The sequence below is a fragment of the Streptomyces sp. NPDC045967 genome, from assembly GCF_056430495.1.
Map to the genome: position 1 here is coordinate 495,174 of NZ_JBWKLE010000003.1, position 24,627 is coordinate 519,800.

General features: G+C 70.5%; 21 protein-coding genes, 5 tRNA genes and 1 pseudogene. 16 read left to right on the forward strand and 11 right to left on the reverse strand.

Annotation, left to right across the window (positions count from 1 at the left end):
• Window positions 1-25 precede the first annotated feature (25 nt).
• On the forward strand, window positions 26-1,390 hold the full coding sequence (locus AC07FY_RS09175; RefSeq protein ID WP_479002763.1) for a hypothetical protein: 1,365 nt from the start codon (window positions 26-28) through the stop codon (window positions 1,388-1,390).
• A gap of 30 nt (window positions 1,391-1,420) precedes the next feature.
• Here AC07FY_RS09175 and AC07FY_RS09180 read toward each other — a convergent pair whose 3' ends face one another.
• Complete coding sequence (locus tag AC07FY_RS09180; RefSeq protein WP_479002766.1) at window positions 1,421-2,023, reverse strand: YceI family protein; 603 nt, start codon at window positions 2,021-2,023, stop codon at window positions 1,421-1,423.
• 263 nt (window positions 2,024-2,286) lie between these two features.
• Here AC07FY_RS09180 and AC07FY_RS09185 point away from each other — a divergent pair, with 263 nt between their 5' ends.
• On the forward strand, window positions 2,287-3,870 hold the full coding sequence (locus AC07FY_RS09185) for an acyl-CoA carboxylase subunit beta (protein WP_479002769.1): 1,584 nt from the start codon (window positions 2,287-2,289) through the stop codon (window positions 3,868-3,870).
• Between the two features lie 18 nt (window positions 3,871-3,888).
• Window positions 3,889-4,086, forward strand: coding sequence for an acyl-CoA carboxylase subunit epsilon (locus tag AC07FY_RS09190; RefSeq protein ID WP_479002771.1), 198 nt, complete (start codon window positions 3,889-3,891; stop codon window positions 4,084-4,086).
• A 153-nt stretch (window positions 4,087-4,239) separates the two neighbouring features.
• Here the strand turns inward: AC07FY_RS09190 and AC07FY_RS09195 are convergent, their stop codons facing one another.
• The 8 genes from AC07FY_RS09195 to AC07FY_RS09230 all read right to left on the reverse strand — a co-directional run bounded on the left by AC07FY_RS09195 (window position 4,240) and on the right by AC07FY_RS09230 (window position 14,643).
• On the reverse strand, window positions 4,240-4,821 hold the full coding sequence (locus AC07FY_RS09195; protein WP_037792108.1) for a GTP-binding protein: 582 nt from the start codon (window positions 4,819-4,821) through the stop codon (window positions 4,240-4,242).
• Complete coding sequence (locus AC07FY_RS09200) at window positions 4,802-5,359, reverse strand: DUF742 domain-containing protein (RefSeq protein ID WP_479002775.1); 558 nt, start codon at window positions 5,357-5,359, stop codon at window positions 4,802-4,804. The genes AC07FY_RS09195 and AC07FY_RS09200 overlap by 20 nt, the downstream gene beginning before the upstream one ends.
• 93 nt (window positions 5,360-5,452) lie before the next feature.
• Window positions 5,453-5,866, reverse strand: coding sequence for a roadblock/LC7 domain-containing protein (locus AC07FY_RS09205; RefSeq protein WP_030037347.1), 414 nt, complete (start codon window positions 5,864-5,866; stop codon window positions 5,453-5,455).
• A 10-nt stretch (window positions 5,867-5,876) separates the two neighbouring features.
• Complete coding sequence (locus tag AC07FY_RS09210) at window positions 5,877-9,065, reverse strand: sensor histidine kinase (protein ID WP_479002777.1); 3,189 nt, start codon at window positions 9,063-9,065, stop codon at window positions 5,877-5,879.
• Between the two features lie 295 nt (window positions 9,066-9,360).
• Window positions 9,361-9,954 (reverse strand): GTP-binding protein, encoded by a 594-nt coding sequence (locus AC07FY_RS09215; protein ID WP_479002780.1) that lies wholly within the window; start codon window positions 9,952-9,954, stop codon window positions 9,361-9,363.
• Window positions 9,935-10,327 carry a DUF742 domain-containing protein gene (locus AC07FY_RS09220; RefSeq protein WP_479002783.1) on the reverse strand — a complete coding sequence of 131 codons (393 nt, stop codon included), beginning with the start codon at window positions 10,325-10,327 and terminating at the stop codon, window positions 9,935-9,937. Before AC07FY_RS09220 ends, AC07FY_RS09215 begins: the two co-directional genes overlap by 20 nt.
• A 152-nt stretch (window positions 10,328-10,479) precedes the next feature.
• Window positions 10,480-10,893 (reverse strand): roadblock/LC7 domain-containing protein, encoded by a 414-nt coding sequence (locus AC07FY_RS09225; RefSeq protein ID WP_008739864.1) that lies wholly within the window; start codon window positions 10,891-10,893, stop codon window positions 10,480-10,482.
• A gap of 9 nt (window positions 10,894-10,902) precedes the next feature.
• Window positions 10,903-14,643 carry a sensor histidine kinase gene (locus tag AC07FY_RS09230; RefSeq protein WP_479002786.1) on the reverse strand — a complete coding sequence of 1,247 codons (3,741 nt, stop codon included), beginning with the start codon at window positions 14,641-14,643 and terminating at the stop codon, window positions 10,903-10,905.
• A gap of 578 nt (window positions 14,644-15,221) precedes the next feature.
• Here AC07FY_RS09230 and AC07FY_RS09235 point away from each other — a divergent pair.
• From AC07FY_RS09235 to AC07FY_RS09275, 9 genes are all read left to right on the forward strand, one after another.
• Window positions 15,222-15,407 carry a hypothetical protein gene (locus tag AC07FY_RS09235; protein WP_479002788.1) on the forward strand — a complete coding sequence of 62 codons (186 nt, stop codon included), beginning with the start codon at window positions 15,222-15,224 and terminating at the stop codon, window positions 15,405-15,407.
• A gap of 93 nt (window positions 15,408-15,500) precedes the next feature.
• Window positions 15,501-16,289: a fumarylacetoacetate hydrolase family protein gene (locus tag AC07FY_RS09240; RefSeq protein WP_479002790.1), complete on the forward strand. Its 789-nt coding sequence runs from the start codon at window positions 15,501-15,503 to the stop codon at window positions 16,287-16,289.
• The gene (gene gltX / locus AC07FY_RS09245; protein ID WP_479002793.1) at window positions 16,282-17,760 is read left to right on the forward strand and encodes a glutamate--tRNA ligase; all 1,479 of its coding nucleotides are present in this window, start codon (window positions 16,282-16,284) and stop codon (window positions 17,758-17,760) included. Before AC07FY_RS09240 ends, gltX begins: the two co-directional genes overlap by 8 nt.
• 153 nt (window positions 17,761-17,913) lie before the next feature.
• Window positions 17,914-18,642, forward strand: coding sequence for an HAD family hydrolase (locus AC07FY_RS09250; RefSeq protein WP_479002796.1), 729 nt, complete (start codon window positions 17,914-17,916; stop codon window positions 18,640-18,642).
• A gap of 85 nt (window positions 18,643-18,727) precedes the next feature.
• Window positions 18,728-18,799, forward strand: a tRNA-Gln gene (locus AC07FY_RS09255).
• A gap of 27 nt (window positions 18,800-18,826) precedes the next feature.
• Window positions 18,827-18,899, forward strand: a tRNA-Glu gene (locus tag AC07FY_RS09260).
• Between the two features lie 61 nt (window positions 18,900-18,960).
• Window positions 18,961-19,033 (forward strand) — tRNA-Glu (locus AC07FY_RS09265).
• A 23-nt stretch (window positions 19,034-19,056) separates the two neighbouring features.
• Window positions 19,057-19,128: transfer RNA gene (locus tag AC07FY_RS09270), tRNA-Gln, on the forward strand.
• Window positions 19,129-19,155: 27 nt separating this feature from the next.
• Window positions 19,156-19,228, forward strand: a tRNA-Glu gene (locus AC07FY_RS09275).
• Window positions 19,229-19,385: 157 nt separating this feature from the next.
• Here the strand turns inward: AC07FY_RS09275 and ndgR are convergent.
• Entirely contained in the window at window positions 19,386-20,102 is a 717-nt protein-coding gene (ndgR, locus tag AC07FY_RS09280; RefSeq protein WP_361753283.1) for an IclR family transcriptional regulator NdgR, read from the reverse strand.
• A 184-nt stretch (window positions 20,103-20,286) separates the two neighbouring features.
• Between ndgR and leuC the strand changes: the two genes are divergently transcribed.
• The 4 genes from leuC (at window position 20,287) to AC07FY_RS09300 (ending at window position 23,498) form a co-directional block, all read left to right on the forward strand.
• A complete protein-coding gene (leuC, locus tag AC07FY_RS09285; protein ID WP_479002800.1) occupies window positions 20,287-21,711 on the forward strand; it encodes a 3-isopropylmalate dehydratase large subunit in 1,425 nt (474 codons plus the stop codon).
• A 5-nt stretch (window positions 21,712-21,716) separates the two neighbouring features.
• Window positions 21,717-22,310 carry a 3-isopropylmalate dehydratase small subunit gene (leuD, locus tag AC07FY_RS09290; protein ID WP_479002803.1) on the forward strand — a complete coding sequence of 198 codons (594 nt, stop codon included), beginning with the start codon at window positions 21,717-21,719 and terminating at the stop codon, window positions 22,308-22,310.
• 137 nt (window positions 22,311-22,447) lie between these two features.
• The gene (locus AC07FY_RS09295; protein WP_479002806.1) at window positions 22,448-22,675 is read left to right on the forward strand and encodes an SCO5555 family protein; all 228 of its coding nucleotides are present in this window, start codon (window positions 22,448-22,450) and stop codon (window positions 22,673-22,675) included.
• A gap of 145 nt (window positions 22,676-22,820) precedes the next feature.
• Window positions 22,821-23,498 (forward strand): HU family DNA-binding protein, encoded by a 678-nt coding sequence (locus tag AC07FY_RS09300; RefSeq protein ID WP_479002808.1) that lies wholly within the window; start codon window positions 22,821-22,823, stop codon window positions 23,496-23,498.
• 275 nt (window positions 23,499-23,773) lie between these two features.
• Here AC07FY_RS09300 and cofC read toward each other — a convergent pair.
• Window positions 23,774-24,382: pseudogene (gene cofC / locus AC07FY_RS09305) on the reverse strand (2-phospho-L-lactate guanylyltransferase); the annotation flags it as partial.
• Window positions 24,383-24,627 lie beyond the last annotated feature (245 nt).

The window sequence follows — 24,627 nt, forward strand, 5'->3', positions numbered from 1 at the left end:
CACCCGTTCGGGTAGCGTCATCCGTATGAGGACCAGGCTGATATCCGTACGTTGTGGATCGTTGCTGTCCGGTCTGCTGCTGGCCCTGTCCGCGACCGCCCTCGCGGTCGCGCCGCAGGCATCGGCCGCCACCGGCGTCGCCGCCGTGGCGGAGGCCCTCAGGCAGGGTCCCGTCTACGTCGACCCCCGCGCCCAGGCGCAACTGCCCCGGGCGGAGGCGGACGCGCTGGCACAGAAGATCAAGGACGCGGACAAGCCGGTGTTCGTCGCCGTGCTGCCCGCGGGCGGGGAGTTCCCGGAGGACAAGGTGCTCAGTGCCGTCCGCGCCCAGACCGGGATCACCGGGCTCTACGCGATCCGGCTCGGGGACGGCTTCAACGCCGGCGCGGACCGTGCGGTCATGCCCCCGAACGCCGTGCGCAACCTCACCGAGGCCGTGAAGACCGGCGCTCCGGCGGACGCGGGCGCACAGCTGGACTCCTTCGTGGACCAGGCCCTGACCCAGGTCAAGGGCGGGGCCCCCGCCTCCTGGGGGAGCGTCGGCGAGGAGGGCGGCGCTCCGGTCGGCGGCCTGGTCACGCTCGGCGCGCTGGCCGTGGTGGGCGGCGGCGGCGCCTACGCGCTGGTCCGCCGCAACCGCAGGAGGAAGGAAGAGGACCGGCGTGAGGCCGTGGAGCGCCTGAGGGTGGTCGTCGACGAGGACATCACGGCCTTCGGCGAGGAGCTCGACCGCCTCGACTTCCACCCAGGCGAGCCCGGCGCGGACGAGGCGATGCGCAGGGACTACGAGCAGGGGCTCGACTCGTACGAGAGGGCGAAGCAGATCATGGCTTCCGTGCGGTACCCGCACGAGGTCACGGGGGTCACACAGGCCCTGGAGGACGGCCGCTTCGCCCTGGCCGCCCTGGACGCGCGCCGCCAGGGCAGGCCGCTGCCCGAGCGCCGCTCGCCCTGCTTCTTCGACCCCCGGCACGGGCCCAGTAGCGAGGACGCCTCCTGGGCCCCGGCGGGCGGGGCCCCGCGGACCGTCCCGGTCTGCGCGGCGGACGCCGTCCGGCTGCGCGACGGCCTGGACCCGGTGGTCCGCACGGTCGACACGGAGCGCGGGCCGCGCCCCTACTACGACGCGGGCCCGGCCTACGGCCCCTGGGCCGGAGGCTACTTCGGCGGCGGTCTCCTGCCCGGTCTGCTGATGGGGACCATGCTCGGTTCGATGATGTCCGGTCCGGCCTACGCAGCGGACTTCGGCGGCGGCACGGGCGGCGGTTTCGAGGGCGGGGACGTCTCGGGAGCCGACTTCAACCCGTCCGACTTCGGCGGCGGGGACTTCGGCGGGGGTGGCGGGTTCGACGGCGGAGGTGGCGGATTCGACGGCGGGGGCGGCTGGTAGCCGCCCCGTGCGGCCCGCGGGTGGCGCCGGTCAGACCTGCTTGATCGCCGAGATGTCGAAGCCCAGCCTGACCTTGTCGCTGACCATCACGCCGCCGGCCTCCAGCGCCGCGTTCCAGGTCAGGCCCCAGTCGGAGCGCAGGATCTCGGCGGAGCCCTCGAAGCCGACGCGCTCGTTGCCGTAGACGTCCTTGGCGGATCCGGTGAACTCCAGGTCGATGGAGAGCGGGCGGGTGATGTCCTTGATCGTGAGCTCGCCGGTGACGCGGTAGGCGTCGCCGCCGAGCTGCGCCGCCCGGGTGGAGCGGAAGGTCATCAGGGGGAAGAGCTCGGCGTCGAAGAAGTCGCTGCCCAGCAGGTGGGCGTCGCGGTCGCCGATGCCGGTGTTGACCGAGCCGATCGTCACGTCGATGGAGGCGGTGGAACGGGTCGGGTCCCCGCCGTCCAGGTGCAGGTTGCCCTCGAAGGCGTCGAAGCTGCCGCGGACGTTGGTGACCATGGCGTGGCGGACGGTGAAGCCGATGCTGCTGTGAGCGGCGTCGATGACGTAGTCGCCGGTGAGGGCGGCGAGCGCCGGGTCCACGACCGAGGTGGCAGTGGCGGTGTCCTGGCTGCGGCGGGTGAAGATGCCCATGACGTGCTCCTCGGATGAGTCGGAGAGGTTCTGTTGAATGTTCAACTACTTCAACGAGGACGACGCTAACCCCATCCTGTTCAAATTTCAACATCTGGCCGGTCTGTCAGCCCGTTGTGTGGAAGGCCCACAAAGGACGAAGGTCTCGTCTGGCGGAGTCCTTGGTTCCTCCGGTCGTACTGTGCGGGCCGGACAGCGGAAGACTCCCGAGACTGTGCGGAATGAACGGAGGTTTTTCATCGCGATCTTCGTAAGGTCGGTACATGACCGTTGTGGACCAGACCCCGAGCGAGCCGACGGACGCCCGTGGGCGCGTGGCCGAGCTGCACTCCCTGCGCGAGCAGGCGCGGCGCGGCCCCAGTGACCGCGCCACCGAGACCCAGCACGCCAAGGGCAAGCTGACCGCCCGTGAGCGCATCGCGCTGCTCCTCGACGAAGGTTCCTTCAGGGAGGTCGAGCAGCTGCGCCGCCACCGTGCGACCGGCTTCGGCCTGGAGGGCAAGAAGCCCTACACCGACGGTGTCATCACCGGCTGGGGCACCGTCGAGGGCCGCACCGTCTTCGTCTACGCCCACGACTTCCGCATCTTCGGCGGCGCCCTGGGCGAAGCCCACGCCACGAAGATCCACAAGATCATGGACATGGCCATCGCGGCCGGCGCTCCGCTGGTCTCCCTCAACGACGGCGCCGGCGCCCGCATCCAGGAGGGCGTCTCCGCCCTCGCCGGCTACGGCGGCATCTTCCAGCGCAACACCAAGGCATCCGGCGTCATCCCGCAGATCTCGGTCATGCTGGGCCCCTGCGCCGGCGGCGCCGCCTACTCCCCGGCCCTGACGGACTTCGTGTTCATGGTCCGGGACACCTCGCAGATGTTCATCACCGGACCGGACGTGGTCCGCGCGGTGACCGGCGAGGAGATCACCCAGAACGGGCTCGGCGGCGCCGACGTGCACGCCGAGACCTCGGGCGTCGCGCACTTCGCGTACGACGACGAGGAGACCTGCATCTCCGAGGTCCGCTACCTCATCTCGATGCTGCCCTCCAACAACCGCGAGAACCCGCCCGTCCACGAGACGAGCGACCCCGCGGACCGCCGCTCCGAGGTCCTCCTGGACCTGGTACCCGCCGACGGCAACCGCCCGTACGACATGCTCAAGGTCATCGAGGAGCTCGTCGACGAGGGCGACGTCCTGGAGATCCACGAGCGCTGGGCCCGCAACATCATCTGCGCCCTGGCCCGGATGGACGGACAGGTCGTCGGCATCGTCGCCAACCAGCCCGGCCACCTCGCCGGCGTCCTGGACATCCACGCCTCCGAGAAGGCCGCGCGCTTCGTCCAGATGTGCGACGCCTTCAACATCCCGATCATCACGCTGCTCGACGTCCCCGGCTTCCTGCCGGGCGTCGACCAGGAACACGGCGGCATCATCCGCCACGGCGCCAAGCTGCTGTACGCGTACTGCAACGCCACCGTGCCGCGGATCTCGCTGATCCTGCGCAAGGCGTACGGCGGTGCGTACATCGTCATGGACTCCCAGTCCATCGGCGCCGACATCACCTACGCCTGGCCCACCAACGAGATCGCCGTCATGGGCGCCGAAGGCGCGGCCAACGTCATCTTCCGCAAGCAGATCGCGGACGCCGAGGACCCCGAGGCCATGCGCGTGCGCATGGTCAAGGAGTACAAGGCGGAGCTGATGCACCCGTACTACGCGGCCGAGCGCGGCCTCGTCGACGACGTCATCGACCCCGCCGAGACCCGCGAGACCCTCGTGGCCGCCCTCGCGATGCTCCGTAACAAGCACGCCGACCTGCCGTCGCGCAAGCACGGCAACCCGCCGCAGTAAAGAGGAGACAAGCCACCGATGAGCACCGACACCCTGCTGCGCGTCGAAAAGGGCAACGCCGCGCCCGAGGAGCTGGCCGCGATCACCGCGATCCTGCTCGCCCGCGCCGCCGCCACCCCCGAGACGGTTCCCGCCCCCCGCTCCGGCTCCCAGGCCGGCTGGCGCCGTCTGGAGCGCACCCCGGGCTTCCGCGCCCCGCACAGCTGGCAGGGCTGAGCCCCGACGCCGAGAAGGCCCCGCACCTCCAGGGTGCGGGGCCTTCCGCGTGGGGCGGGGGTCGGGCCCAGGCCCTCGCCCCACGCGGAAGGCCCCCGTGTCGGCCTGACACGGGGGCCTTCGCGGCGTGTTCGGCGGGGGGACGCCCCGCTCCTACCGCAGGCGCGCCATGAGGGCGTGCTCGACGAGCGTGATGAGCGCGCTCTTGGCGTCCGCGCGGTGGCGGGCGTCGGTGGTGATGATGGGGGCGTCCGGTCCGATCTGCAGGGCCTCGCGGACTTCCTCCGGGGTGTAGGGCTGGTGGCCGTCGAAGCCGTTGAGGGCGATGACGAACGGCAGGCCGCTGTTCTCGAAGTAGTCGACGGCCGGGAAGCAGTCGGCGAGGCGGCGCGTGTCCACGAGCACGACGGCGCCGATGGCGCCGCGGACGAGGTCGTCCCACATGAACCAGAAGCGGTCCTGGCCCGGCGTACCGAAGAGGTACAGGATCAGGTCCTGGTCCAGCGTGATGCGGCCGAAGTCCATCGCGACCGTGGTGGTCGTCTTGTCACCGGTGTGGGTGAGGTCGTCGATCCCGGCCGAGGCGGAGGTCATCACGGCTTCGGTGCGCAGCGGGTTGATCTCGGAGACCGCGCCGACGAACGTGGTCTTGCCCACGCCGAAGCCGCCCGCCACCACGATCTTCGCGGAGGTGGTGGAGCGAGCCGCTCCGCCGTTAGAGCTTGCGAAGTCCACTGAGCACCCTTTCGAGCAGTGTCACATCTGGCTGGCCGCCGGCAGACTCGTCGCCGCCGGGCTGGTGAATGGCGACAAGGCCCGCCTCCGCCAGGTCGGCGACGAGGATGCGGGCGACACCAAGAGGAATGGAGAGGAGTGCCGAGATCTCCGCGACGGATTTGATCTCCTGGCACAGACGGCAGATGCGCTGATGCTCGGGCAACTGCCCTTGCAACCGCGCGGGGTCCGCCGTGGTACTGACCAGCGCCTCGATGGCGAGCTGGTAGCGCGGCCGAGTACGGCCGCCGGTCATCGCGTACGGACGCACCAGCGGGTTGTGGGCCTTCGGAGCCGGCTGGCGTGTCGCGCGCGGCGGCTGCTGAGGCATTTGGGGCTGTTGTGGCTGCTGGGGCTGGCCGTACGGCTGCTGCTGGTAGGGGTCGTACTCCGGCACGGGCCGGCTGGGAGCAGAGGGGAAGTTGAAGCGGTTCTGGTCGTGCTGTCCACCCTGCGGCTGCTGAGCGCCGCCATAAGGATGACCTCCGGGTGTTGTCACGTTTCCTCCTCCGACTCCAAGAACGCAGTACTCCCTGTGGAACCGCGCCACCGCACCCTATGGTGCGATGGCGCGAAACGCACTGCCTGTCTGCTAGTTGAGAAGACTTCCCTGCAGCTCGGCGCGCAGGTCCGGGGTCAGGACGCTGCCCGCACGATCCACCAGAAGGGCCATCTCGTAACCGACGAGGCCGATGTCGCACTCGGGGTGCGCGAGCACCGCGAGCGAGGATCCGTCGGAGACGGACATGAGGAAGAGGAACCCCCGGTCCATCTCGACCACGGTCTGGTTGACGGCGCCGCCCTCGAAGATGCGGGAGGCTCCGGCGGTCAGCGAGGTCAGTCCGGAGGCCACGGCCGCCAGCTGATCCGCGCGGTCGCGCGGGAACCCGTCGGACATCGCCAGAAGGAGTCCGTCGGCGGAGACCACCACCGTGTGGGACACCCCTGGGGTGTTGTCCACGAAGTTGGTGATCAACCAGTTCAGGTTCTGTGCCGCCTGGCTCATCGGGCTCACACTAACGCTCCTGGTCATAGCTGTTACTTGACTGCTCAGATCCCGCACTGCGTCCCTGCTGGACACCGCGCCGCAGGTTGCTCAACCTGCCGCGGACGTCCTCCGGAGCGCGGGAGACCTGGGGGCCGCCCTGCGGGGTCGTCTCCGCCGCGCCCTCGACCAGGTTGGCCTTGGGCACCCGCCGAGGGAGGCCGGACGGGGTGACCCCGCCCGCCTTCGGCTCGCGGAGTTTGGCCGCCTGCTGCCAGCGCTCGTCGTTGCCCGAGCGCCAGGCCGCCGTGGCGTCCTTCTCCTCCGGGGACCGCTCCGGCTCAGCGGGCTGCTGCTGTCGCTGCGGCCGCTGCTCGAAGAGGGATCCGGAGGACTCCGCTTCCTTCTGTGCCGGCTGCCACTGCTGCTGGCTGCCGCGTCGCGGCAGGCCCGCTCCGGTCATCTGGTGACCGGTGTCGGCAGCGGCGCCCGGACGGTCGAAGCCTACGCGCTCCGCGACCGGTTCGGGACCGGCCGGGGATTCCGATTCGGTCCCGTAATCCTGCTGGTAGGCAGCCGGATACGTGTTCTGTCGGGGCCACTGCCCCTGCTGCGACCGGGAGTCGTAGCCACCATCGTAGTCCGGGGCGGCCGGCTGCTGGTCCTCGTAGCCGGCTTCCGAATAACCGTAGCCCTGCTGCGGGTACTCCTCGTACCCCTGCCGGCCCTGAGCCGTCTCGTACGAGTCGTCGAAGCCCTGCCCGGACTGCTGCTCGTAGCCCTGGTACGGCTGGTAGCCGTGCTCCGGCTGAGGTTCCGGATACTCCTGGGCCTGCTGCTCGTACTGCTGCTCCTGCGGGTAGCCGACCTGTGCCTCCAGGGCGGCTCGCCGCTCCTCGCGGCTCAGGGACCGCCCGACCGGGTCGAGCTCGCGGACGTCGCCGCCCTGCTGGTCGTAGCGGGAGTCGTCGAAGCCGAGTTCGGCGGCCGTGCGCAGCGGGGCCGCCTGCTGGGCGTGCTGCTGCGGGATGATCGAGGAGACCGTGAAGTCGTCGTCCGGAACGGACTCGCCGCCGCCACCGTGGGTGATGGCCTCGGGAAGCATGATCAGCGACGTGGTGCCGGCCGCCTCGCCCGAGGGGCGCAGCTGGACGCGGATGCTGTGGCGGTCCGCCAGCCGACCGACCACGAACAGACCCATGCGCTGCGAGATCGCGGCGTCCACGGTCGGCGGGTTGGCCAGCTTGTGGTTGATGTCCGCGAAGTCCTCGGCGGTCAGGCCGATGCCCTTGTCGTGGATCTCGACCATCACGCGGCCGTCGGGCAGACGCGTGGCGTTGACGCGGACCTTGGTCTGCGGGGAGGAGAAGGTGGTGGCGTTCTCCAGCAGCTCGGCGAGCAGGTGCACGAGGTCGGTCACGGCCTGGCCGTGGATCTCGGCGTCGGAGACGCCCGAGAGTTCGATGCGCTCGTACTGCTCCACCTCGGAGGAGGCGGCGCGCAGGACGTCGACGAGGGGGACTGGCTGGTCCCAGCGGCGGCCCGGCTCCTCACCCGCGAGGATGAGGAGGTTTTCGCCGTTGCGGCGCATACGGGTGGCCAGGTGGTCCAGGCGGAAGAGGTTCTCCAGCTGGTCCGGGTCCGCCTCGTTGTTCTCCAGGTCGGTGATGAGGGTCAGCTGCCCCTCGATCAGCGACTGGTTGCGCATGGAGAGGTTGGTGAAGATCGCGTTGACGTTCCCTCGCAGGAGCGCCTGCTCGGCGGCGAGCCGGACCGCTTCCCGGTGGACCTGGTCGAAGGCGCGGGCGACCTCGCCGATCTCGTCCTGGGAGTCGATCGGGATCGGCTGGACCCGGGTGTCGACCTTGCCCGGGTCGGTGCGCGAGAGCTGGTCGACGAGCGAGGGCAGGCGCTGCTCGGCGATGTCGAAGGCGGCGGAGCGCAGGCGGCGCATCGCGCGGCCCATCTGGCGGGCCATGAGGCCGGCCATGATGAAGGCGGCGAGCAGGGCGACGACGACGATGGCGCCGTTGACGATGGCGTCGGTGCGGGCCTCGTCGGAGACCGCGACGGCGTCGTCGACGGCCTTGGCGAGGAGCTCCTTCTCGATCTCGTCGTAGCCGTCGAACTTCGCGGTGGCCGCGGCCTGCCAGGCCATCGGGGTGGTGCCCTCGGCCGCGAGCTTGGTCTTGTTCTGGCCGCTGGCTATCGCCTCGGTCATGCCGGTGAGCACCGACTTGTTGGCCGCCACGGGCGGCGGCACGAAGCGGACCCCCGCCTCCTCCGCCTTGGCCTTCGCGTCGGCGAGCTTGGCGGCGCCCTCGTCGGACTTCTTCTGCATCACCTGCTTGAGGCGGTTCACGTCCTCCTCGGTACCGGCCGCGACGTACTCGCCGATGGCGATTTCCTCGAGGTAGGCGTAGGAGGAGAAGGCGACGAGCTGGCTCTTGCGGATGTCCTCGTTCGCGTTCGGCCGCACCAGCAGGTGGGTGCCGACGGCACGCTGCAGCGAGTTGGCCGCCTTGGCCAGCTGGATCGCGTAGACCATGCGGCCGTAGGAGGTCACGTTGCCGGTGCCGAGGCCGAGCTCGTTGGAGAACTGCATGAGGTAGTGCTGGACCAGCACATAGCCCTCTTCGGTCGGGATCGGGCCCGGCGCGGTGGGGAGGTTCTTCTTCGCCGTCTCCGCGGCGGCGGCGTAGGCCGTCTCGCGGACCGTCTTGAGCTTGGGCTCGTCCCCCCGGAAGAGGTCCAGGCGCCGTTCCATGCCCTGCTTCTTCGGCATGTCCTGGACGGCCTGGTCGAACTTCACCTTCGCCGCGTCGGTCGCGCCGCGGGCCTTGGTGACGATCTCGCTGTTCGGATTGCCGCTCAGCAGCGGCTCGGCCGTGAGGTCGCGCTCGTTGAGCAGCGCGAGGCCGTACTCGGAGGAGGCCTGGACGACCTTGGCTATCTTCTCGGCGTCCTTGGCCTCGTTCCAGGTGTCGACGGAGCCCTTCACCTGGAAACCGCCCATGACCAGGCCGACGAGGGCCGGTACGAGCAGGATGGCGTTCAGGCGGGTCGGCACGCGCCAGTTGCGGGGCGAGAACCTGCTGGTGCTCCCGGGGCTCGCCGGCGGTTCCACGGGCGCGTCGACGGGCGACGCGGCCGCTCGCGGCGGCGGGGTGAAGTTGCCGCGCGCGGGTTCATCCGCGGGGCTCGTGTTGCTTCGCCTCACTCGACCAACAACCTCTCGGCGGTGCTACTAGCTAGTTCGTTGAATTCCAGCACGGTTGACGGCCCTGTTCCAAACAGTTGAAACCGGCCGTTCCCAGATCCTTATGCCCCACATAAATCGGACATAGAGTCCTTCCTGCGGCAAAAATAGGGGGAGTTGTGCGCGTAGCGGCACCGGCCGAACGCACCCCGTGGCCAACGGGCGCCAATTGTCTGTCGAAACGTTATGAACGAGAAGGGCGGGCCGTGTCGTAGGACACAGCCCGCCTCCCCTCGGTCCGGCAGTCGCGCTCCGCTTACTTCAGGCGCGCCATGAGGGCGTGCTCGACGAGCGTGATGAGCGCGCTCTTGGCGTCCGCGCGGTGGCGGGCGTCGGTGGTGATGATGGGGGCGTCCGGTCCGATCTGCAGGGCCTCGCGGACTTCCTCCGGGGTGTAGGGCTGGTGCCCCTCGAAGCCGTTGAGGGCGACGACGAACGGCAGGCCGCTGTTCTCGAAGTAGTCGACCGCGGGGAAGCAGTCGGCCAGCCGGCGCGTGTCGACCAGGACGATCGCCCCGATGGCGCCGCGGACGAGGTCGTCCCACATGAACCAGAAGCGGTCCTGGCCCGGCGTACCGAAGAGGTACAGGATCAGGTCCTGGTCCAGCGTGATGCGGCCGAAGTCCATTGCGACCGTGGTGGTCGTCTTGTCACCGGTGTGGGTGAGGTCGTCGATCCCGGCCGAGGCGGAGGTCATGACGGCTTCGGTGCGCAGCGGGTTGATCTCGGAAACGGCGCCGACGAAGGTCGTCTTGCCCACGCCGAAGCCGCCCGCCACCACGATCTTCGCGGAGGTGGTGGAGCGCGGCGCCGCGGCCTGGGAGCCTCCGTTAGAGCTGGCGAAGTCCACTGAGCACCCTTTCGAGCAGTGTCACGTCCGGCGTACCGCCGGCCTCTCCGTTGCCCGGCTGGTGAATGGCCACCATTCCGGCCTCCGCCAGGTCGGCGACGAGGATCCGGGCGACACCGAGCGGCATCGACAGCAGCGCCGAGACCTCCGCGACCGACTTGACCTCGCGGCACAGGGTGCAGATGCGCTGGTGCTCCGGAAGCAGGCCGGACAGGTGCATCGGATCGGCCGTGGTGCTCACCAGGGCCTCGATCGCGAGCTGGTAGCGGGGCCGGGTCCGGCCGCCGGTCATCGCGTACGGACGCACCAGCGGTTGGTCGCCTTCCGAGTACGAATCTCCGTACGCATCGGGATAGGCGGGGGGCGGGGTCATTGATCCTCCGGGCTGGACAGCAGTGGTCAGCGTGCCGTCTGACGGGGCGGCCGGTGGGGGGACGGTATGACGGCCTGGCGGGGGTACTGGGTTCCGGAGCGAATGCTCCGGGCCCCCGGCCGTTAGTACCGTCCGGCCGGGGGTAGGGGGAGTCAGATGAGCAGGCTTCCCTGCAGTTCCGCGCGCAGGTCCGGGGTCAGGACGCTGCCCGCACGATCCACGAGGAGGGCCATCTCGTAACCGACGAGGCCGATGTCGCACTCGGGGTGCGCGAGCACCGCGAGCGAGGATCCGTCGGAGACGGACATGAGGAAGAGGAACCCCCGGTCCATCTCGACCACGGTCTGGTTGACGGCGCCGCCCTCGAAGATGCGGGAGGCTCCGGCGGTCAGCGAGGTCAGTCCGGAGGCCACGGCCGCCAGCTGATCCGCGCGGTCGCGCGGGAATCCCTCGGACATCGCCAGAAGGAGTCCGTCGGCGGAGACCACCACCGTGTGGGACACCCCTGGGGTGTTGTCCACGAAGTTGGTGATCAACCAGTTCAGGTTCTGTGCCGCCTGGCTCATCGAACTCAACTATCGCTCCTGCTGGTAAGTGGGGTCGATGTGGTAACTGCCGGTCGCCGGACCGCTGTTGCCGGCCTGGCGGCCCTGCTGGATACCGCGCCTGAGGTTGGTCAGACGGCCGCGGACGTCATCCGGAGCCCTCGAGACCTGCGGACCGGCCTGCGCCTCGGACTGCTGCTGCGCCGTGCCGGCCACGAGGTTCGCCCGCGGGACCCGGCGGGGCAGCCCCGACGTGGTGATCCCGCCCGCGGCGGGCTGGCGGACCCGCTCGGCCTGCCGCATCAGCTCGTCGTTGGGCGAGGACCGCCAGCTGACGGTCGGCGTGGCGCCGGTCGCCGCGGTGGCGGGCTCGGCCGGTGCCTGCCCGCGCTGCGGCAGCCGCTGCGGAGCGGGCGCCGCCGCGGCGGACTGCTGCGGCTGCTGCGCCTCGGCGGGTGCCTGCGCGGCGGGCTGCTGCCCCTCCTCGCGGAACCAGTTCGACTCCAGGGTGTCGAAGATCGGGCTGCGGGCGTCACCGGCGCTCGGCGCCGGGGGCAGCGCCTCGGGCCGGGTGGCCTGCGGCAGACCGGGGGCCTGCGGGCGCTGCGGCGCCGGCGCGTAACCGCCGGGCTGCTGCGGCGCCTGCTGCTGGTACTGCTGCGGCTGCGGGGCCTGCGGCTGCTGCGGGGTCTGGGGCTGGCGGGGGAAGCCGCCGACCCCGGGACCGCCGGGGCGCTGCTGCTGGCCGCCGGGCTGGTGGGTGCCCGGGCGGGCGAACTGCCCGGTGCCGGCCGGGTCCACGGGACCGCGTACGTCCGGACGCTCGAACTGGCCGGTCGCGCCGGCGCCGTCGGCGTTCGCCTGGGGCATGGGGGCGTTGAAGTCCGGGCGGGCGAACTCGGCCGTCGAGCCGGGGCCCGAGAGCTCGTCGTGGCCGCGGGCCTGGTCGGCGCCCCAGCTGGCGCCCTGCGGGCCGGGCAGCTCGGGCAGCGCGGCGCCGCCGCGCGGCGGCAGCTGGGGCCGGGCGCCGCGCGAGGGCGGGGCCGCGGGACCGGACTGCTGCTGGGCCTGCTGCGGGGAGTGCTGCTGAGCCTGCTGCGGCTGGGGCTGCTGCGGACGCTCGAAGCTGTTGCCCTGCGGGAAGCCGGGCTGGGCGGACGCGGTGGGCGCGGCGGCCGGACGGGCCTGCGGACCACGGCCCGCCAGCGGCGCACCGGAGCCGAAGCCGGCCTGGCCCTGCCCGCTGGTGGTCGCACCCTGGTGCGGGCGGGCGCCCGGCGCGGTCTGGCCGCCCTGCGGGGACCAGCCGGCCTGGGAGCCCTGCGGGTTCTGCGCGCCCTGCTGGTTCTGGGCACCCTGCGGACGCTGCTGGCCCTGGGCGCCGTCGCGGCCGGGAAGGGCCGCGCGCTGGCCGCCGGGGGCGACCTGGCCGCGCTGCGGAGCCGCTCCCACCGGGGGACGGGCGGACGCGCCGGGCACCGAGCCCTGTCCGCCGGGACCGCCCTGTCCGCCGCCGGGGCCGCCCTGCGGGCCGGGGCCCTGACCGCCGGGCTTCTTGCCGCCCTGGGCGACGTCCACCGGCAGCATGACGAGGGCCGTCGTGCCGCCCGAGTCTGAGGGGCGCAGCTGGATGCGGATGCCGTGTCGCAGGGACAGGCGGCCGACCACGAACAGGCCCATGCGGCGGGAGACCGAGACGTCCACGGTCGGCGGCGCCGCGAGCCGCTCGTTGATCGCGGCGAGGTCCTCGGGGGACAGGCCGATACCGGTGTCGTGGATCTCGACCAGCACGCGGCCGTCCGGCAGCGCGTGGCCGGTGACCTTGACCTTGGTCTGCGGGGAGGAGAACGAGGTGGCGTTCTCCAGCAGCTCGGCGAGCAGGTGCACGAGGTCGTTGACGACGCGGCCGGCGACATCGGTGCCGGGCACCGCCGCCAGCTCGATGCGCTCGTACTGCTCCACCTCGGACGCGGCGGCGCGGAGCACGTCGACGAGCGGGACGGGGCGGGTCCACCGGCGGCCCGGCTCCTCGCCCGCGAGGACGAGGAGGTTCTCGCCGTTACGGCGCATGCGGGTCGCGAGGTGGTCGAGCTTGAAGAGGGAGGAGAGCTGGTCCGGGTCCGCCTCGCGCGACTCCAGCTCGGAGATGAGCGAGAGCTGGCGCTGGATGAGGCCCTGGGAGCGGCGCGAGAGGTTGGTGAACATCGCGTTGACGTTGCCCCGCAGGAGGGCCTGCTCGGCGGCGAGGCGGACGGCCTCGCGGTGCACGTCGTCGAAGGCCGCGGCCACCTGGCCGATCTCGTCGCGGGTGTGCAGGCCGACCGACTCCACGGACGTGTCCACGTCCTGCGGGTCGGACTCGGACAGCTGCTTGACCAGCTCGGGCAGGCGGTCCTGGGCGACGCGGGTCGCGGTGTCCTGGAGGCGGCGCAGCGAGCGGATCATCGAGCGGGCCATGACGAAGGCACCGACGAGGGAGACACCGAGGACCAGGAGGATCAGCGCACCGTTGATGATGGCGTCCTGCTGCGACTCGTTCTTGAGCTCGCGGGCCTTCTGCTCCATGTCCTCGAGCAGGGAGAGCTCGATGCGGCCCATCGCCTGGAGCTTGACGTCGTCGGCGTCGTACCAGTCCATCCAGGACCGGTTCTTCTCCTTGAGGAACTGGTCCTTGGTGCTCAGCACGCGCCGCGCGTAGTGGTCGGCGGTGCCGATCTCGGTGTTGCCGTCGCCGAGGGACGCGAGGAGCTCCTCGGACTTGCCCTGGTAGACCAGTTCGAAGGTCTTCTTCGACTGCTGCTCGCCCTTGAGCGCGGACAGGGCGTACAGACGGTCGTTCTCCTTCAGCTCGCCCTGCCGGTCGTTGCTGTCGGGGAGCGAGGCGGCGATGATCGCGCGCTGGACGGAGGCGTACTCCTTGGCGGCGGAGAAGGCCGACAGGGCGCGCGTGCGCTTGATCATCTCCGGGCTGGAGGTGGCCTGCGCCATGTCCTGGGAGAGCGAGAGCAGCGAGACGATGAGGCTGTTGTACTCGGTGACGGTCTGCTGGGCGCCGTTCGCGTACGCCTTGGTGCGGATGTCCTCGATGAGGGTGAGCTGGCGGCCGATCTGCAGGATGTTGTTGCGGATCGACTTGAGCGTCTCGTCCTTGTCCTCCGAGTTGTCGACCTTGTCGGTCGCACGGGCGAAGGCCTCGGCGGCGGCGTCGGTGTGCTCGCGGACGCTCTTGACGGTGCTGTTGACCTTGCCGGACTTGTCGGCGGACAGCGGACCGGCGGACTTGTCGCGCTCCTCCTGGAGCGCGGCGGCCAGGTTGGTGGCCTGCCGGGTCATCGTCGTCAGCAGCTGCATGTGCTCGAGCTGCGCGATGTCGTTGAGCGAGTCGTTGATACGGACGCCACCGAGCGTGGTGGCGGCGACGACGGGCAGGGTCAGCAGCGACACCAGTCGCGTGCTGATGCGCCAGTTCTGCATGGCGAGGCGGGAACCGGACCCACTGGGGGCCTTGGGTATCGCCACGTCCTGCTCGACGGCCCCGGCGGCCTGGGCCTTGCCCGGCTTGCCGGTCTTGCCGCGGCCCTTGGCCCGCGCCTTCGCCGCGGCGGAGGCGTCGGGGCCCGCGCCTTCGACAGCCGGCCCGCGGTTCTGGGCGTGCTGGGGCGAGGAGCCACGGTCGGTCCCGCCGCGGGGCTCCTGGTCAGCCGCGGCTTCCCCTCGGCCCTGGCGGGCCTGGGGAGACCCCTTGCCATCCCTCTTGAATCGTCCCTGCACTAGCGTCGCAACCTCTGGACCAGGCGTCCCGCCGGGTGACCGGTGGGACGGTGTCGAGTCGTGGGGCACTGACGGCCCCATGGTGGTCGTCGGTGACCGGCGCGTCTCCCTCTCCTTGCCGCCGCGCTGGGCGCTGTATCGCGCCACCTGCGCGCCGACTGATTCCCGCGGCGGTCCCGCGAATTCCAGCACAGTGGCGGATCTCCAACAAGGTGCGAGCGTTCCCCCAGGGGGTCGGTGACGGCTTGTGACAGGGGGGCTACGCCATGTGGGACCGCTTTCGGTAGAAACCGGACTTACACCATGCAAACACGGTGACTGGCAAGGTGTCCCAGTCGCCATGATCAGGAGCGGAATGACGCATTCAGTGGTGCAATGTCCGTTTCGCGGCAGTGAGTTGACTGTCCGTTATGCCGGTAATGCCGGGTCACGGGTGAGCAAACTCACACGGCTGTGGCCATTACTTCCCGGTTCCGTGAGGGATTCGGATGTTTAGCCTTACCTTTTAAAGGGTTGGCGCCGCGGCCGGCGCACGCCACGACCGACATCCCAGATCGAACCGAGGACCCCGAACCCCGATGAAGACGACGATGTTCCGCAACATAGCCAACCCCCGCCGCACCACCCTCGCGCACCTCGAGGACGCCGAGGAGCTGCAGGCGGCCCCGGCCGTACCGGAGCACGCCGTCGAGCTGCCGACGCAGACCGCGAACCCCCGCCGCACGATCCTGATGGACGCCCCCGAGGTCGTCGCCGCGCCGTAGCCCCGGCAAATGAGGGCGAAGCGCCCCTGCCGGCCGCGTTAGCCTGGAGCCGCAGACTCCAGCGGCGGACAGACAGAGGGGCAGACGCAACACGTGCGCATCGCCAGGTTCTCGATCGACGGCAATGTCGCCTTCGGGGCGGTCGAGGGCGATGCCGCCCCCGGCGCCGAAGGCGAGCTCGTCCTCGACATCATCAAGGGCATCCCGTTCGCGGACTTCGAGCTCTCCGGCACCAAGGTCCCGCTGAGCAAGGTTCGCCTGCTGCCGCCCGTGCTCCCGAACAAGGTCGTGGCCGTCGGCCGCAACTACGCGGAGCACGCGGCGGAGCTCGGCAACGAGGTCCCGGACGCCCCCCTCACCTTCTTCAAGCCCTCCACCTCGGTGGTCGGCCCGGGCGACCCCATCACGTACCCCTCGTTCTCCCAGGACCTCCACCACGAGGCGGAACTCGCCGTGGTCATCGGCCGCATGTGCCGCGAGGTCCCCAGGGAGCGGGTCAAGGACGTCATCCTCGGCTACACCTGCGCCAACGACGTCACGGCGCGCGACGTCCAGCAGCGTGAGAAGCAGTGGGCCCGGGCCAAGGGATTCGACAGCTCCTGCCCCCTCGGCCCCTGGATCGAGACCGACCTGGACCCGCGCGACCTGACCATCCAGTGCACGGTGAACGGCGAACAGCGCCAGCTCGGCCGCACCGGCGACATGGTCCGCTCCATCGAGGACCTGATCGTCCACATCACCGAGGCCATGACGCTGCTCCCGGGCGACGTCATCCTCACGGGGACCCCGGCCGGAGTCGGCCCCCTCAACGTCGGCGACGAGGTCGCCGTCACCATCGAAGGCATCGGCACTCTCACCAACAAGGTGATCAAGCGTGGCTAACGCGAACCCCCCCCGCGTCCGTTTCTGTCCCTCCCCGACCGGCAACCCGCACGTGGGCCTGGTCCGCACCGCCCTCTTCAACTGGGCGTTCGCCCGCCACCACGGCGGAACGTTCGTCTTCCGGATCGAGGACACCGACGCGGCCCGGGACTCCGAGGAGTCGTACGAGCAGCTGCTCGACTCGCTGCGCTGGCTCGGCTTCACCTGGGACGAGGGCCCCGAGGTCGGCGGCCCGCACGCCCCGTACCGCCAGTCCGAGCGCATGGACATCTACCAGGACGTGGCGCGCAGGCTCCTGGACGGCGGGTACGCCTACCGCTGCTACTGCACCACCGAGGAGCTCGACGCGCGCCGCGCGGCCGCCCGCGCCGCCGGCAAGCCCTCCGGCTACGACGGCCACTGCCGCGAGCTCACCACCGTGCAGCTCGAGGCGTACCAGGGCGAGCACCGCAGCTCCATCGTCCGCTTCCGGATGCCCGACGAGACCATCACCTTCACCGACCTGGTGCGCGGCGAGCTGTCCTTCAGCCCGGAGAACGTGCCGGACTTCGGCATCGTGCGCGCCAACGGCGCCCCGCTGTACACGCTGGTCAACCCGGTGGACGACGCGCTGATGGAGATCACGCACGTCCTGCGCGGCGAGGACCTGCTGTCCTCCACGCCCCGCCAGATCGCCCTGTACAAGGCGCTGACCGAGCTGGGCGTCGCCAAGAGCACCCCCGCCTTCGGCCACCTGCCCTACGTCATGGGCGAGGGCAACAAGAAGCTCTCCAAGCGCGACCCCGAGGCATCCCTCAACCTCTACCGCGAGCGCGGCTTCCTCCCCGAGGGCCTGCTGAACTACCTCTCGCTCCTCGGCTGGTCCTTCTCCAAGGACCAGGACGTCTTCTCGATCGAGGAGATGGTGGCGAAGTTCGACATCGACGGGGTCAACGCCAACCCGGCGCGCTTCGACCTCAAGAAGGCCGAGTCGATCAACGGCGACCACATCCGCCTGCTCGACCCGAAGGTCTTCGCCGACCGCTGCGCGCCGTGGCTGCGGGCCCCGCACGCCAACTGGGAGCCCGAGGACTTCGACGCCGAGGCGTGGGAGCGCATCGCGCCGTACGCCCAGACGCGGGTGGCCGTCCTGTCGGAGATCACCGCCAACGTCGACTTCCTGTTCCGCAAGGAGCCGGTCGAGGACCAGGCGTCCTGGGACAAGGCGATGAAGGGCGAGCCCGCGGCCCTGCTGACCACGGCCCGCGAGAACCTGGCCGGCGCCGACTGGAACGACCCGGAGTCCCTCAAGCAGGCCGTCCTGACCGCCGGCGAGGCCCACGGGCTCAAGCTCGGCAAGGCCCAGGCCCCCGTCCGCGTGGCCGTGACCGGCCGCACGGTCGGCCTGCCGCTCTTCGAGTCCCTGCAGATCCTGGGCAAGGAGCGCTCTCTGTCCCGCATCGACGCGGCCCTGGCCAAGCTCTCCGCGTAGCGACACCCGCGGCCTTCCCGGCCGCCGAAGGCCCCACCGCAGGGGGCGGCGCCGGATACCGGCCGCCGCCCCCTGCGGCGTGTCCGGCGTGCCCGCGGGGGCGATGTTCCGGTGGGGCCCGCGCGGCCGCGGGCGCGGGCGTAGGCTCGGCCCATGCCGATCCGCGCCGTGCTGTGGGACATCGACGACACCCTCTTCGACTACACCGGGGCCGACGCCGCCGGGCTCGCACGGCACCTTGAGGCCGAACGCATCGCGGAGCGGTACGGGACCCCGGTGCAGGCCCTCGCGCTGTGGCGGGAGATCACCGAGCGGAACTGGGCGCGCTTCGCCGCGGGCCGGGGCACCTTCCAGGGCCAGCGGCGCGACCGGGTGCGGGAGTTCCTGGAGCGGCCCGCGATGACCGACGCGGAGGCCGACACCTGGTTCGACCAGTACGTCGCCCACTACAAGGCCGCCTGGGCGGTCTTCCCCGACGTGGTGCCCGTCCTCGACGCCCTCGCGGCGGACTACCGGCACGGGGTGCTGACCAACTCCTCCACCGCCAACCAGGACCCCAAGCTGCGGGACCTCGGCCTGCGCGAGCGCTTCGAGGTCCTGGTGTGCGCCGTGGAGCTCGGCGTGTCCAAACCCGCCGCCGGGGCCTTCCTCGCCGCGTGCGAGGCGCTGGGGCTGCCGCCCGCCGAGGTGGCCTACGTCGGCGACCAGCCCGAGATCGACGCCCGGGGCGCCCGCGACGCGGGACTGCTCGCCGTCTGGCTGGACCGCGCCGGGGACCGGGGGGACGGACCCGCCGGGGTGCACCGCATCGAGTGCCTTGACCTGCTTCCGGAGCTGCTGGCTGCCGATACCCGTTTTGGAGCACGGTCAGGCATCCGGTAATGTTCTTTCTGCGCCGCCCGAGCGGGCCGAAAGGCCGGACGGGGGCGCCACTCGAAAGAAAATCCCACAAGGGGTTGACTTTTGGTGGGGTATAGTGTAATTGGCAACACGAGGGTTTCTGGTTCCCTTATTCTAGGTTCGAGTCCTGGTACCCCAGCGCAATGCAGCAGTAACGCAGTGCTTTGCCCCCGTTGTGTAGCGGCCTAGCACGCCGCCCTCTCAAGGCGGTAGCGCCGGTTCGAATCCGGTCGGGGGTACAGATCCTTCCCGTGAGGTGTCCTGGGTAGCTCCCGTACGTCTTGATGCAGGATCGCTAGGGCCCCCGTTGTGTAGCGGCCTAGCACGCCGCCCTCTCAAGGCGGTAGCGCCGGTTCGAATCCGGTCGGGGGTACGTTGGTCTGGTATAGACCACTTTGGGCTATGGTGTAATTGGCAACACGAAGGTTTCTGGTTCCTTTGTTCTAGGTTCGAGTCCTGGTAGCCCAGCGCAGTGCAGTGCAGACTGCAAGGCCCGCCCCCGTTGTGTAGCGGCCTAGCACGCCGCCCTCTCAAGGCGGTAGCGCCGGTTCGAATCCGGTCGGGGGTACGTTTCAGAAGAGGCCCTCCGCGTCCCACGCGGAGGGCCTCTTCGCGTTCCCGATCCCGCAAGAGAACGGGCCCGGAGGCGCGTGTGCGGACGTGTGCGGCGTCGTACGCGCCCCCGGACCCGGGGGGTTGGGTGAGGCAGGACGAAGGGGGAGGGGTCAGCTGGAGCGGCGCAGCGCCTCCGTGAGGCGGGCGGCCGCGTCGATGACGGCCTGTGCGTGCATCCGGCCCGGGTGGCGGGTCAGGCGCTCGATCGGCCCGGAGACCGACACGGCGGCCACCACCCGGTTCGACGGCCCGCGCACCGGCGCCGAGACGGAGGCCACACCGGGCTCCCGCTCGCCGATCGACTGCGCCCAGCCGCGGCGCCGGACGCCCGAGAGCGCGGTCGCCGTGAAGCGCGCGCCCTGCAGCCCACGGTGGAGCCGCTCCGGCTCCTCCCAGGCCATCAGGATCTGCGCGGCGGAACCCGCCTTCATCGGGAGGGTCGAACCCACCGGGACGGTGTCCCGCAGGCCCGACAGCCGTTCCGCGGCCGCGACGCAGATGCGCATGTCCCCCTGCCGGCGGTAGAGCTGCGCGCTCTCGCCCGTCACGTCCCGCAGGTGGGTCAGTACCGGTCCCGCCGTGGCCAGCAGGCGGTCCTCGCCGGCCGCGGCGGCGAGCTCCGCCAGCCGCGGTCCGAGGATGAACCGGCCCTGCATGTCCCTCGCCACCATCCGGTGGTGTTCCAGTGCCACGGCAAGGCGATGTGCCGTGGGTCGTGCGAGCCCTGTCGCCGCGACCAGCCCGGCGAGGGTGGCCGGACCGGACTCCAGTGCGCTCAGTACCAGAGCTGCCTTGTCGAGAACGCCGACGCCGCTAGAGTTGTCCATGAAACGATATTCACGTCTCACACTGTGAAACGCAAGTTCAATTTTTCCAAGAACGAGCGAGTCTGTATGTGCGGGTCCACGAACCACTGGGTCCGAGCCGTCGTCCGGGACGTGGGGTACGGGCGGTCAGGCGCACGAGATCTCTATGAAGCGCCGGCACAACCGGCCGGCCGGAGGGAAAGCGATGGGTAGGACACTCGCGGAGAAGGTCTGGGACGACCATGTCGTCCGGCGCGCCGAAGGCGAGCCCGACCTCCTCTTCATCGATCTGCACCTGCTGCACGAGGTGACCAGCCCCCAGGCCTTCGAAGGTCTGCGCCAGGCCGGCCGCAAGGTCCGACGCCTCGACCTCACCATCGCGACCGAGGACCACAACACCCCCACCATCGACATCGACAAGCCGATCGCCGACCCGGTCTCCCGGGCCCAGCTCGAGACGCTGCGCAAGAACTGCTCCGAGTTCGGTGTGCGCCTGCACTCGCTCGGTGATGTCGAACAGGGCGTCGTCCACGTCGTGGGACCGCAGCTGGGCCTGACCCAGCCCGGCACCACCGTGGTCTGCGGCGACTCGCACACCTCCACGCACGGCGCCTTCGGCGCGCTGGCCTTCGGCATCGGAACCAGCCAGGTCGAGCACGTGCTGGCCACCCAGACGCTGCCGCTGGCCCGTCCGAAGACGATGGCGATCACGGTGACGGGCGAGCTGGCCGAGGGCGTGACCGCGAAGGACCTGATCCTGGCGATCATCGCGAAGATCGGTACCGGTGGCGGTCAGGGCTACATCCTGGAGTACCGGGGTCGGGCGATCGAGCAGCTGTCGATGGAAGCGCGCATGACCATCTGCAACATGTCGATCGAGGCCGGTGCCCGCGCGGGCATGATCGCCCCTGACCAGACGACCTTCGACTACCTCAAGGGCCGCGACCACGCCCCCGAGGGCGAGGAGTGGGAGCAGGCGGTCGCCTACTGGCAGACCCTGCGCACCGACGACGACGCCGTCTTCGACGCCGAGGTCGTCATCGACGGCGCCGCGCTGTCCCCGTTCGTCACCTGGGGCACCAACCCGGGCCAGGGCGCGCCGCTGTCGGCCAACGTCCCCGACCCCGCTTCGTACGAGGACGCTTCGGAGCGCCTGGCCGCAGAAAAGGCCCTGGAGTACATGGGGTTGACCGCCGGGCAGCCGCTGCGCGAGATCAAGGTCGACACCGTCTTCGTAGGTTCCTGCACCAACGGCCGCATCGAGGACCTGCGCGCCGTCGCCGGGATCGTCGAGGGCCGCAAAGTCGCCGACGGCGTACGGATGCTGGTCGTCCCCGGCTCGGTCCGGGTCGCCCTGCAGGCCGTGGAGGAGGGCCTGGACAAGGTCTTCAAGGAGGCCGGCGCCGAATGGCGGCACGCGGGCTGCTCGATGTGCCTGGGCATGAACCCCGACCAACTGGCCCCCGGTGAGCGTTCCGCGTCCACCTCCAACCGCAACTTCGAAGGCCGCCAGGGCAAGGGCGGACGCACCCACCTGGTCTCCCCGCAGGTGGCCGCCGCCACCGCGGTACTGGGCCATCTGGCCTCACCCGCCGACCTGTCCGACGCCCACGCCACCGCCGGAGTCTGAGAACCATGGAAGCCTTCACCACCCACACCGGCCGGGCCGTCCCGCTGCGCCGCAGCAACGTCGACACCGACCAGATCATCCCCGCCCACTGGCTGAAGAAGATCACCCGGGACGGGTTCGAGGACGGGCTCTTCGAGGCCTGGCGCAAAGACCCGGAGTTCGTCACCAACCGCCCCGAACGCGCGGGGGCGACCGTCCTGGTCGCCGGCCCCGACTTCGGCACCGGCTCCTCCCGCGAGCACGCCGTGTGGGCCCTGCAGAACTTCGGCTTCAAGACCGTCATCTCCTCCCGCTTCGCCGACATCTTCCGCGGGAACTCGCTGAAGAACGGCCTGCTGACCGTTGTTCTGCCCCAGGAGGCCGTCGAACGGCTGTGGGAGCTGACCGAGGCGGACCCCACCGCCGAGATCACCGTCGACCTCGTCGACCGCAAGGTCCGAGCCGAAGGCGTCGAGGCCGAGTTCGAACTCGACGACAACGCCCGGTGGAGGCTCCTGGAAGGGCTGGACGACATCTCCCTCACCCTTCAGAACGAAGCCGACATCACCACCTACGAAAGTGGCCGCCCCGCCTTCAAGCCCCGCACGATCCGGGTCTGATTCCAGCCTGAACAGGGCTTATTCGCCCCCGGCCGATTGCTTTCAGCGCGCTGTGCCCCCCACCCTCCCGTGGGGGGCACAGCTGCGTGTTGAGGCCCCGTGAGGCGACAACTCGCCCCAGATGGCACAATCTGTGCATGGAACGCGACAGTCAACTTGAGCTCTACGGACGCGTCGCGGACCGGCTGAAAGAAGCACACACACGGGTGCGCTCACTGCAAGTCCCGGAGGGCGTAAGGATGGCGCTGTCCCGGAAGCTGCTGGTCGTCACGGCTGCGGCGAAGCACGATCTCGCCGATGCGGCAAGGCGCCTGGACAGGTTGATGAAGGACCTCGACGAGGGTCGATTCCCTGAAGGCGACTGATGCGAAGGAACTCCGTAACGTCCTCCGGCGTTGCGGCACTAGGGTGATTAGCCCGTTTCGTGTTTGATTTGCGGTATATATCCGCCTAACGTGCGAAATAAGCTTGAACACATTCGTTCTGGCGAAGTCTCCGAAGGGGAAGACGTTGAACAAGGCGCAGCTCGTAGAAGCGATTGCCGACAAGCTGGGCGGCCGCCAGCAGGCCGCGGACGCTGTCGACGCGGTACTGGACGCGATCGTCCGCGCTACCGTCGCGGGCGACCGGGTCTCGGTCACGGGCTTCGGCTCGTTCGAGAAGGTCGACCGTCCGGCCCGTTACGCCCGCAACCCGCAGACGGGTGAGCGCGTCCGGGTCAAGAAGACCTCCGTCCCCCGTTTCCGCGCGGGCCAGGGCTTCAAGGACCTGGTCAGCGGCACCAAGAAGCTGCCCAAGGGCGGCGAGGTGTCCGTGAAGAAGGCGCCCAAGGGCAGCCTTTCCGGCACGCCCCCCACCATCGCGAAGGCCGCGGGCAAGCGGGCGGCCGTGAAGAAGACCGCGGCGAAGTCGACCGCCGCGAAGACCACGGCGGCGAAGAAGACCACCGCCAAGAAGGCCGCCCCGGCCGCGAAGAAGACCACGGCGAAGACCACGGCGGCGAAGAAGACCACCACCCCTGCCGCCTCGAAGACCACCGCCAAGAAGGCCACCCCGGCCAAGAAGGCGACGGCGACCGCGAAGAAGACCGCGCCGGCCGCGAAGAAGACCACGGCGACGAAGTCGCCCGCCAAGAAGACGGCGACGCGCAAGGCCACCGCGAAGAAGACCACCGCCCGCAGCAAGTAGGCGCGCGGGTCACACACGCCGGGCCGGTTTCCCCTCCGCGGGGAAACCGGCCCGCGGTGCGTTCCGCTTCAGAAGGTCTGCAGCGTGACCAGGGTGATCCGCAGGCCCGCGCCCTCGCCGTCCGTCTCGATCCGGACCCGCTGGCCGGGCCGCAGCAGCCGCAGGCCGCCCGCGTCGAAGGCCGGGGCCTCGAAGGGCACCGGGGTGCCGTCGTCCAGCAGCACACTGCCGCTGCGGGTCCGGGAGTCGTACGTGTACGCGGTCGCCTGCATACGGGCACTGTATCGGGCGGTGTGGGGGCCCACCCCGAGCAGGAGCGCCGTCCGCAGGTCCCGGGCCGTATCCACGTCCCGGCGCACGCTGTCCACACCGGGCAGAAGGATTTCCTCCGCCCCCGAAGCCGAATGCCGGACCCGTGAACGGCCGCCGAAGGCGGGTGCCAATTCCACGTCCGGAGCAGCGGAAAGCAAGGTCGTGCCGATTCCGGCCGCATCTGCCAGAAATGCCCGGGGAAATAGCGCGGCCTTTTCGAGCACCCGTAGCAATTCGGGCGGGCGCAGCGCCGGCAGGTCGGCGTTCATCGCGGCCACCGCGGCCCGCGGCCGGTCCGCCCGTACCGCCCGCACCCCGTGGGCCAGTGCCGCGTTGAGCCCCGCCCCCGGGCCGTCCGCGACGATCCGCGCCCCCAGCCGGGAGAGCGCGGCGGAGGCCGCCGCATCGTCCGTGACGACCACCACATCCGCGACGGCGGCGCAGGCCAGCGCCGCCGCCACGGTGTCCTGGGCGAAGGCGAGGGCGAGCCCCGGGCGGGAGGCGCCCACCGCGGCCGCGAGCCGGCTCTTGGCCGCCGACAGGGGCTTCAACGGGACCACCAGGCTCCACACGGCGTTCGTGACCGACCCCTTCCCTCCGGCGCGCTGGGTTACGTGCCCCGCCCGTGGTCACGTCATGGCTGGGGCGTGGTCCGGCCCATTGTCGCCTCCGCCGGGCGGCCCGGGACCGCGGCCGTGCGAGCGGGGCGTACGGTGTTCTCGACAGAGACCGGGCCTGGGGCGACACTTGTCCGGCCGACGAGGTGCCCGAGCTCCCCCGGCTACCGCCGGGAGGTCCCGCCCCGGTCGCAGAGGAA

Bases quoted from the DNA above. Each gene is read 5' to 3' on its own strand.
- AC07FY_RS09175 (WP_479002763.1), top strand. From the start codon at position 26: ATGAGGACCAGGCTGATATCCGTACGTTGTGGATCGTTGCTGTCCGGT.
- AC07FY_RS09180 (WP_479002766.1), bottom strand. From the start codon at position 2,023: ATGGGCATCTTCACCCGCCGCAGCCAGGACACCGCCACTGCCACCTCG.
- AC07FY_RS09185 (WP_479002769.1), top strand. From the start codon at position 2,287: ATGACCGTTGTGGACCAGACCCCGAGCGAGCCGACGGACGCCCGTGGG.
- AC07FY_RS09190 (WP_479002771.1), top strand. From the start codon at position 3,889: ATGAGCACCGACACCCTGCTGCGCGTCGAAAAGGGCAACGCCGCGCCC.
- AC07FY_RS09205 (WP_030037347.1), bottom strand. From the start codon at position 5,866: ATGAGCCAGGCGGCACAGAACCTGAACTGGTTGATCACCAACTTCGTG.
- AC07FY_RS09220 (WP_479002783.1), bottom strand. From the start codon at position 10,327: ATGACCCCGCCCCCCGCCTATCCCGATGCGTACGGAGATTCGTACTCG.
- AC07FY_RS09225 (WP_008739864.1), bottom strand. From the start codon at position 10,893: ATGAGCCAGGCGGCACAGAACCTGAACTGGTTGATCACCAACTTCGTG.
- AC07FY_RS09235 (WP_479002788.1), top strand. From the start codon at position 15,222: ATGAAGACGACGATGTTCCGCAACATAGCCAACCCCCGCCGCACCACC.
- AC07FY_RS09250 (WP_479002796.1), top strand. From the start codon at position 17,914: ATGCCGATCCGCGCCGTGCTGTGGGACATCGACGACACCCTCTTCGAC.
- ndgR (WP_361753283.1), bottom strand. From the start codon at position 20,102: ATGGACAACTCTAGCGGCGTCGGCGTTCTCGACAAGGCAGCTCTGGTA.
- leuC (WP_479002800.1), top strand. From the start codon at position 20,287: ATGGGTAGGACACTCGCGGAGAAGGTCTGGGACGACCATGTCGTCCGG.
- leuD (WP_479002803.1), top strand. From the start codon at position 21,717: ATGGAAGCCTTCACCACCCACACCGGCCGGGCCGTCCCGCTGCGCCGC.
- AC07FY_RS09295 (WP_479002806.1), top strand. From the start codon at position 22,448: ATGGAACGCGACAGTCAACTTGAGCTCTACGGACGCGTCGCGGACCGG.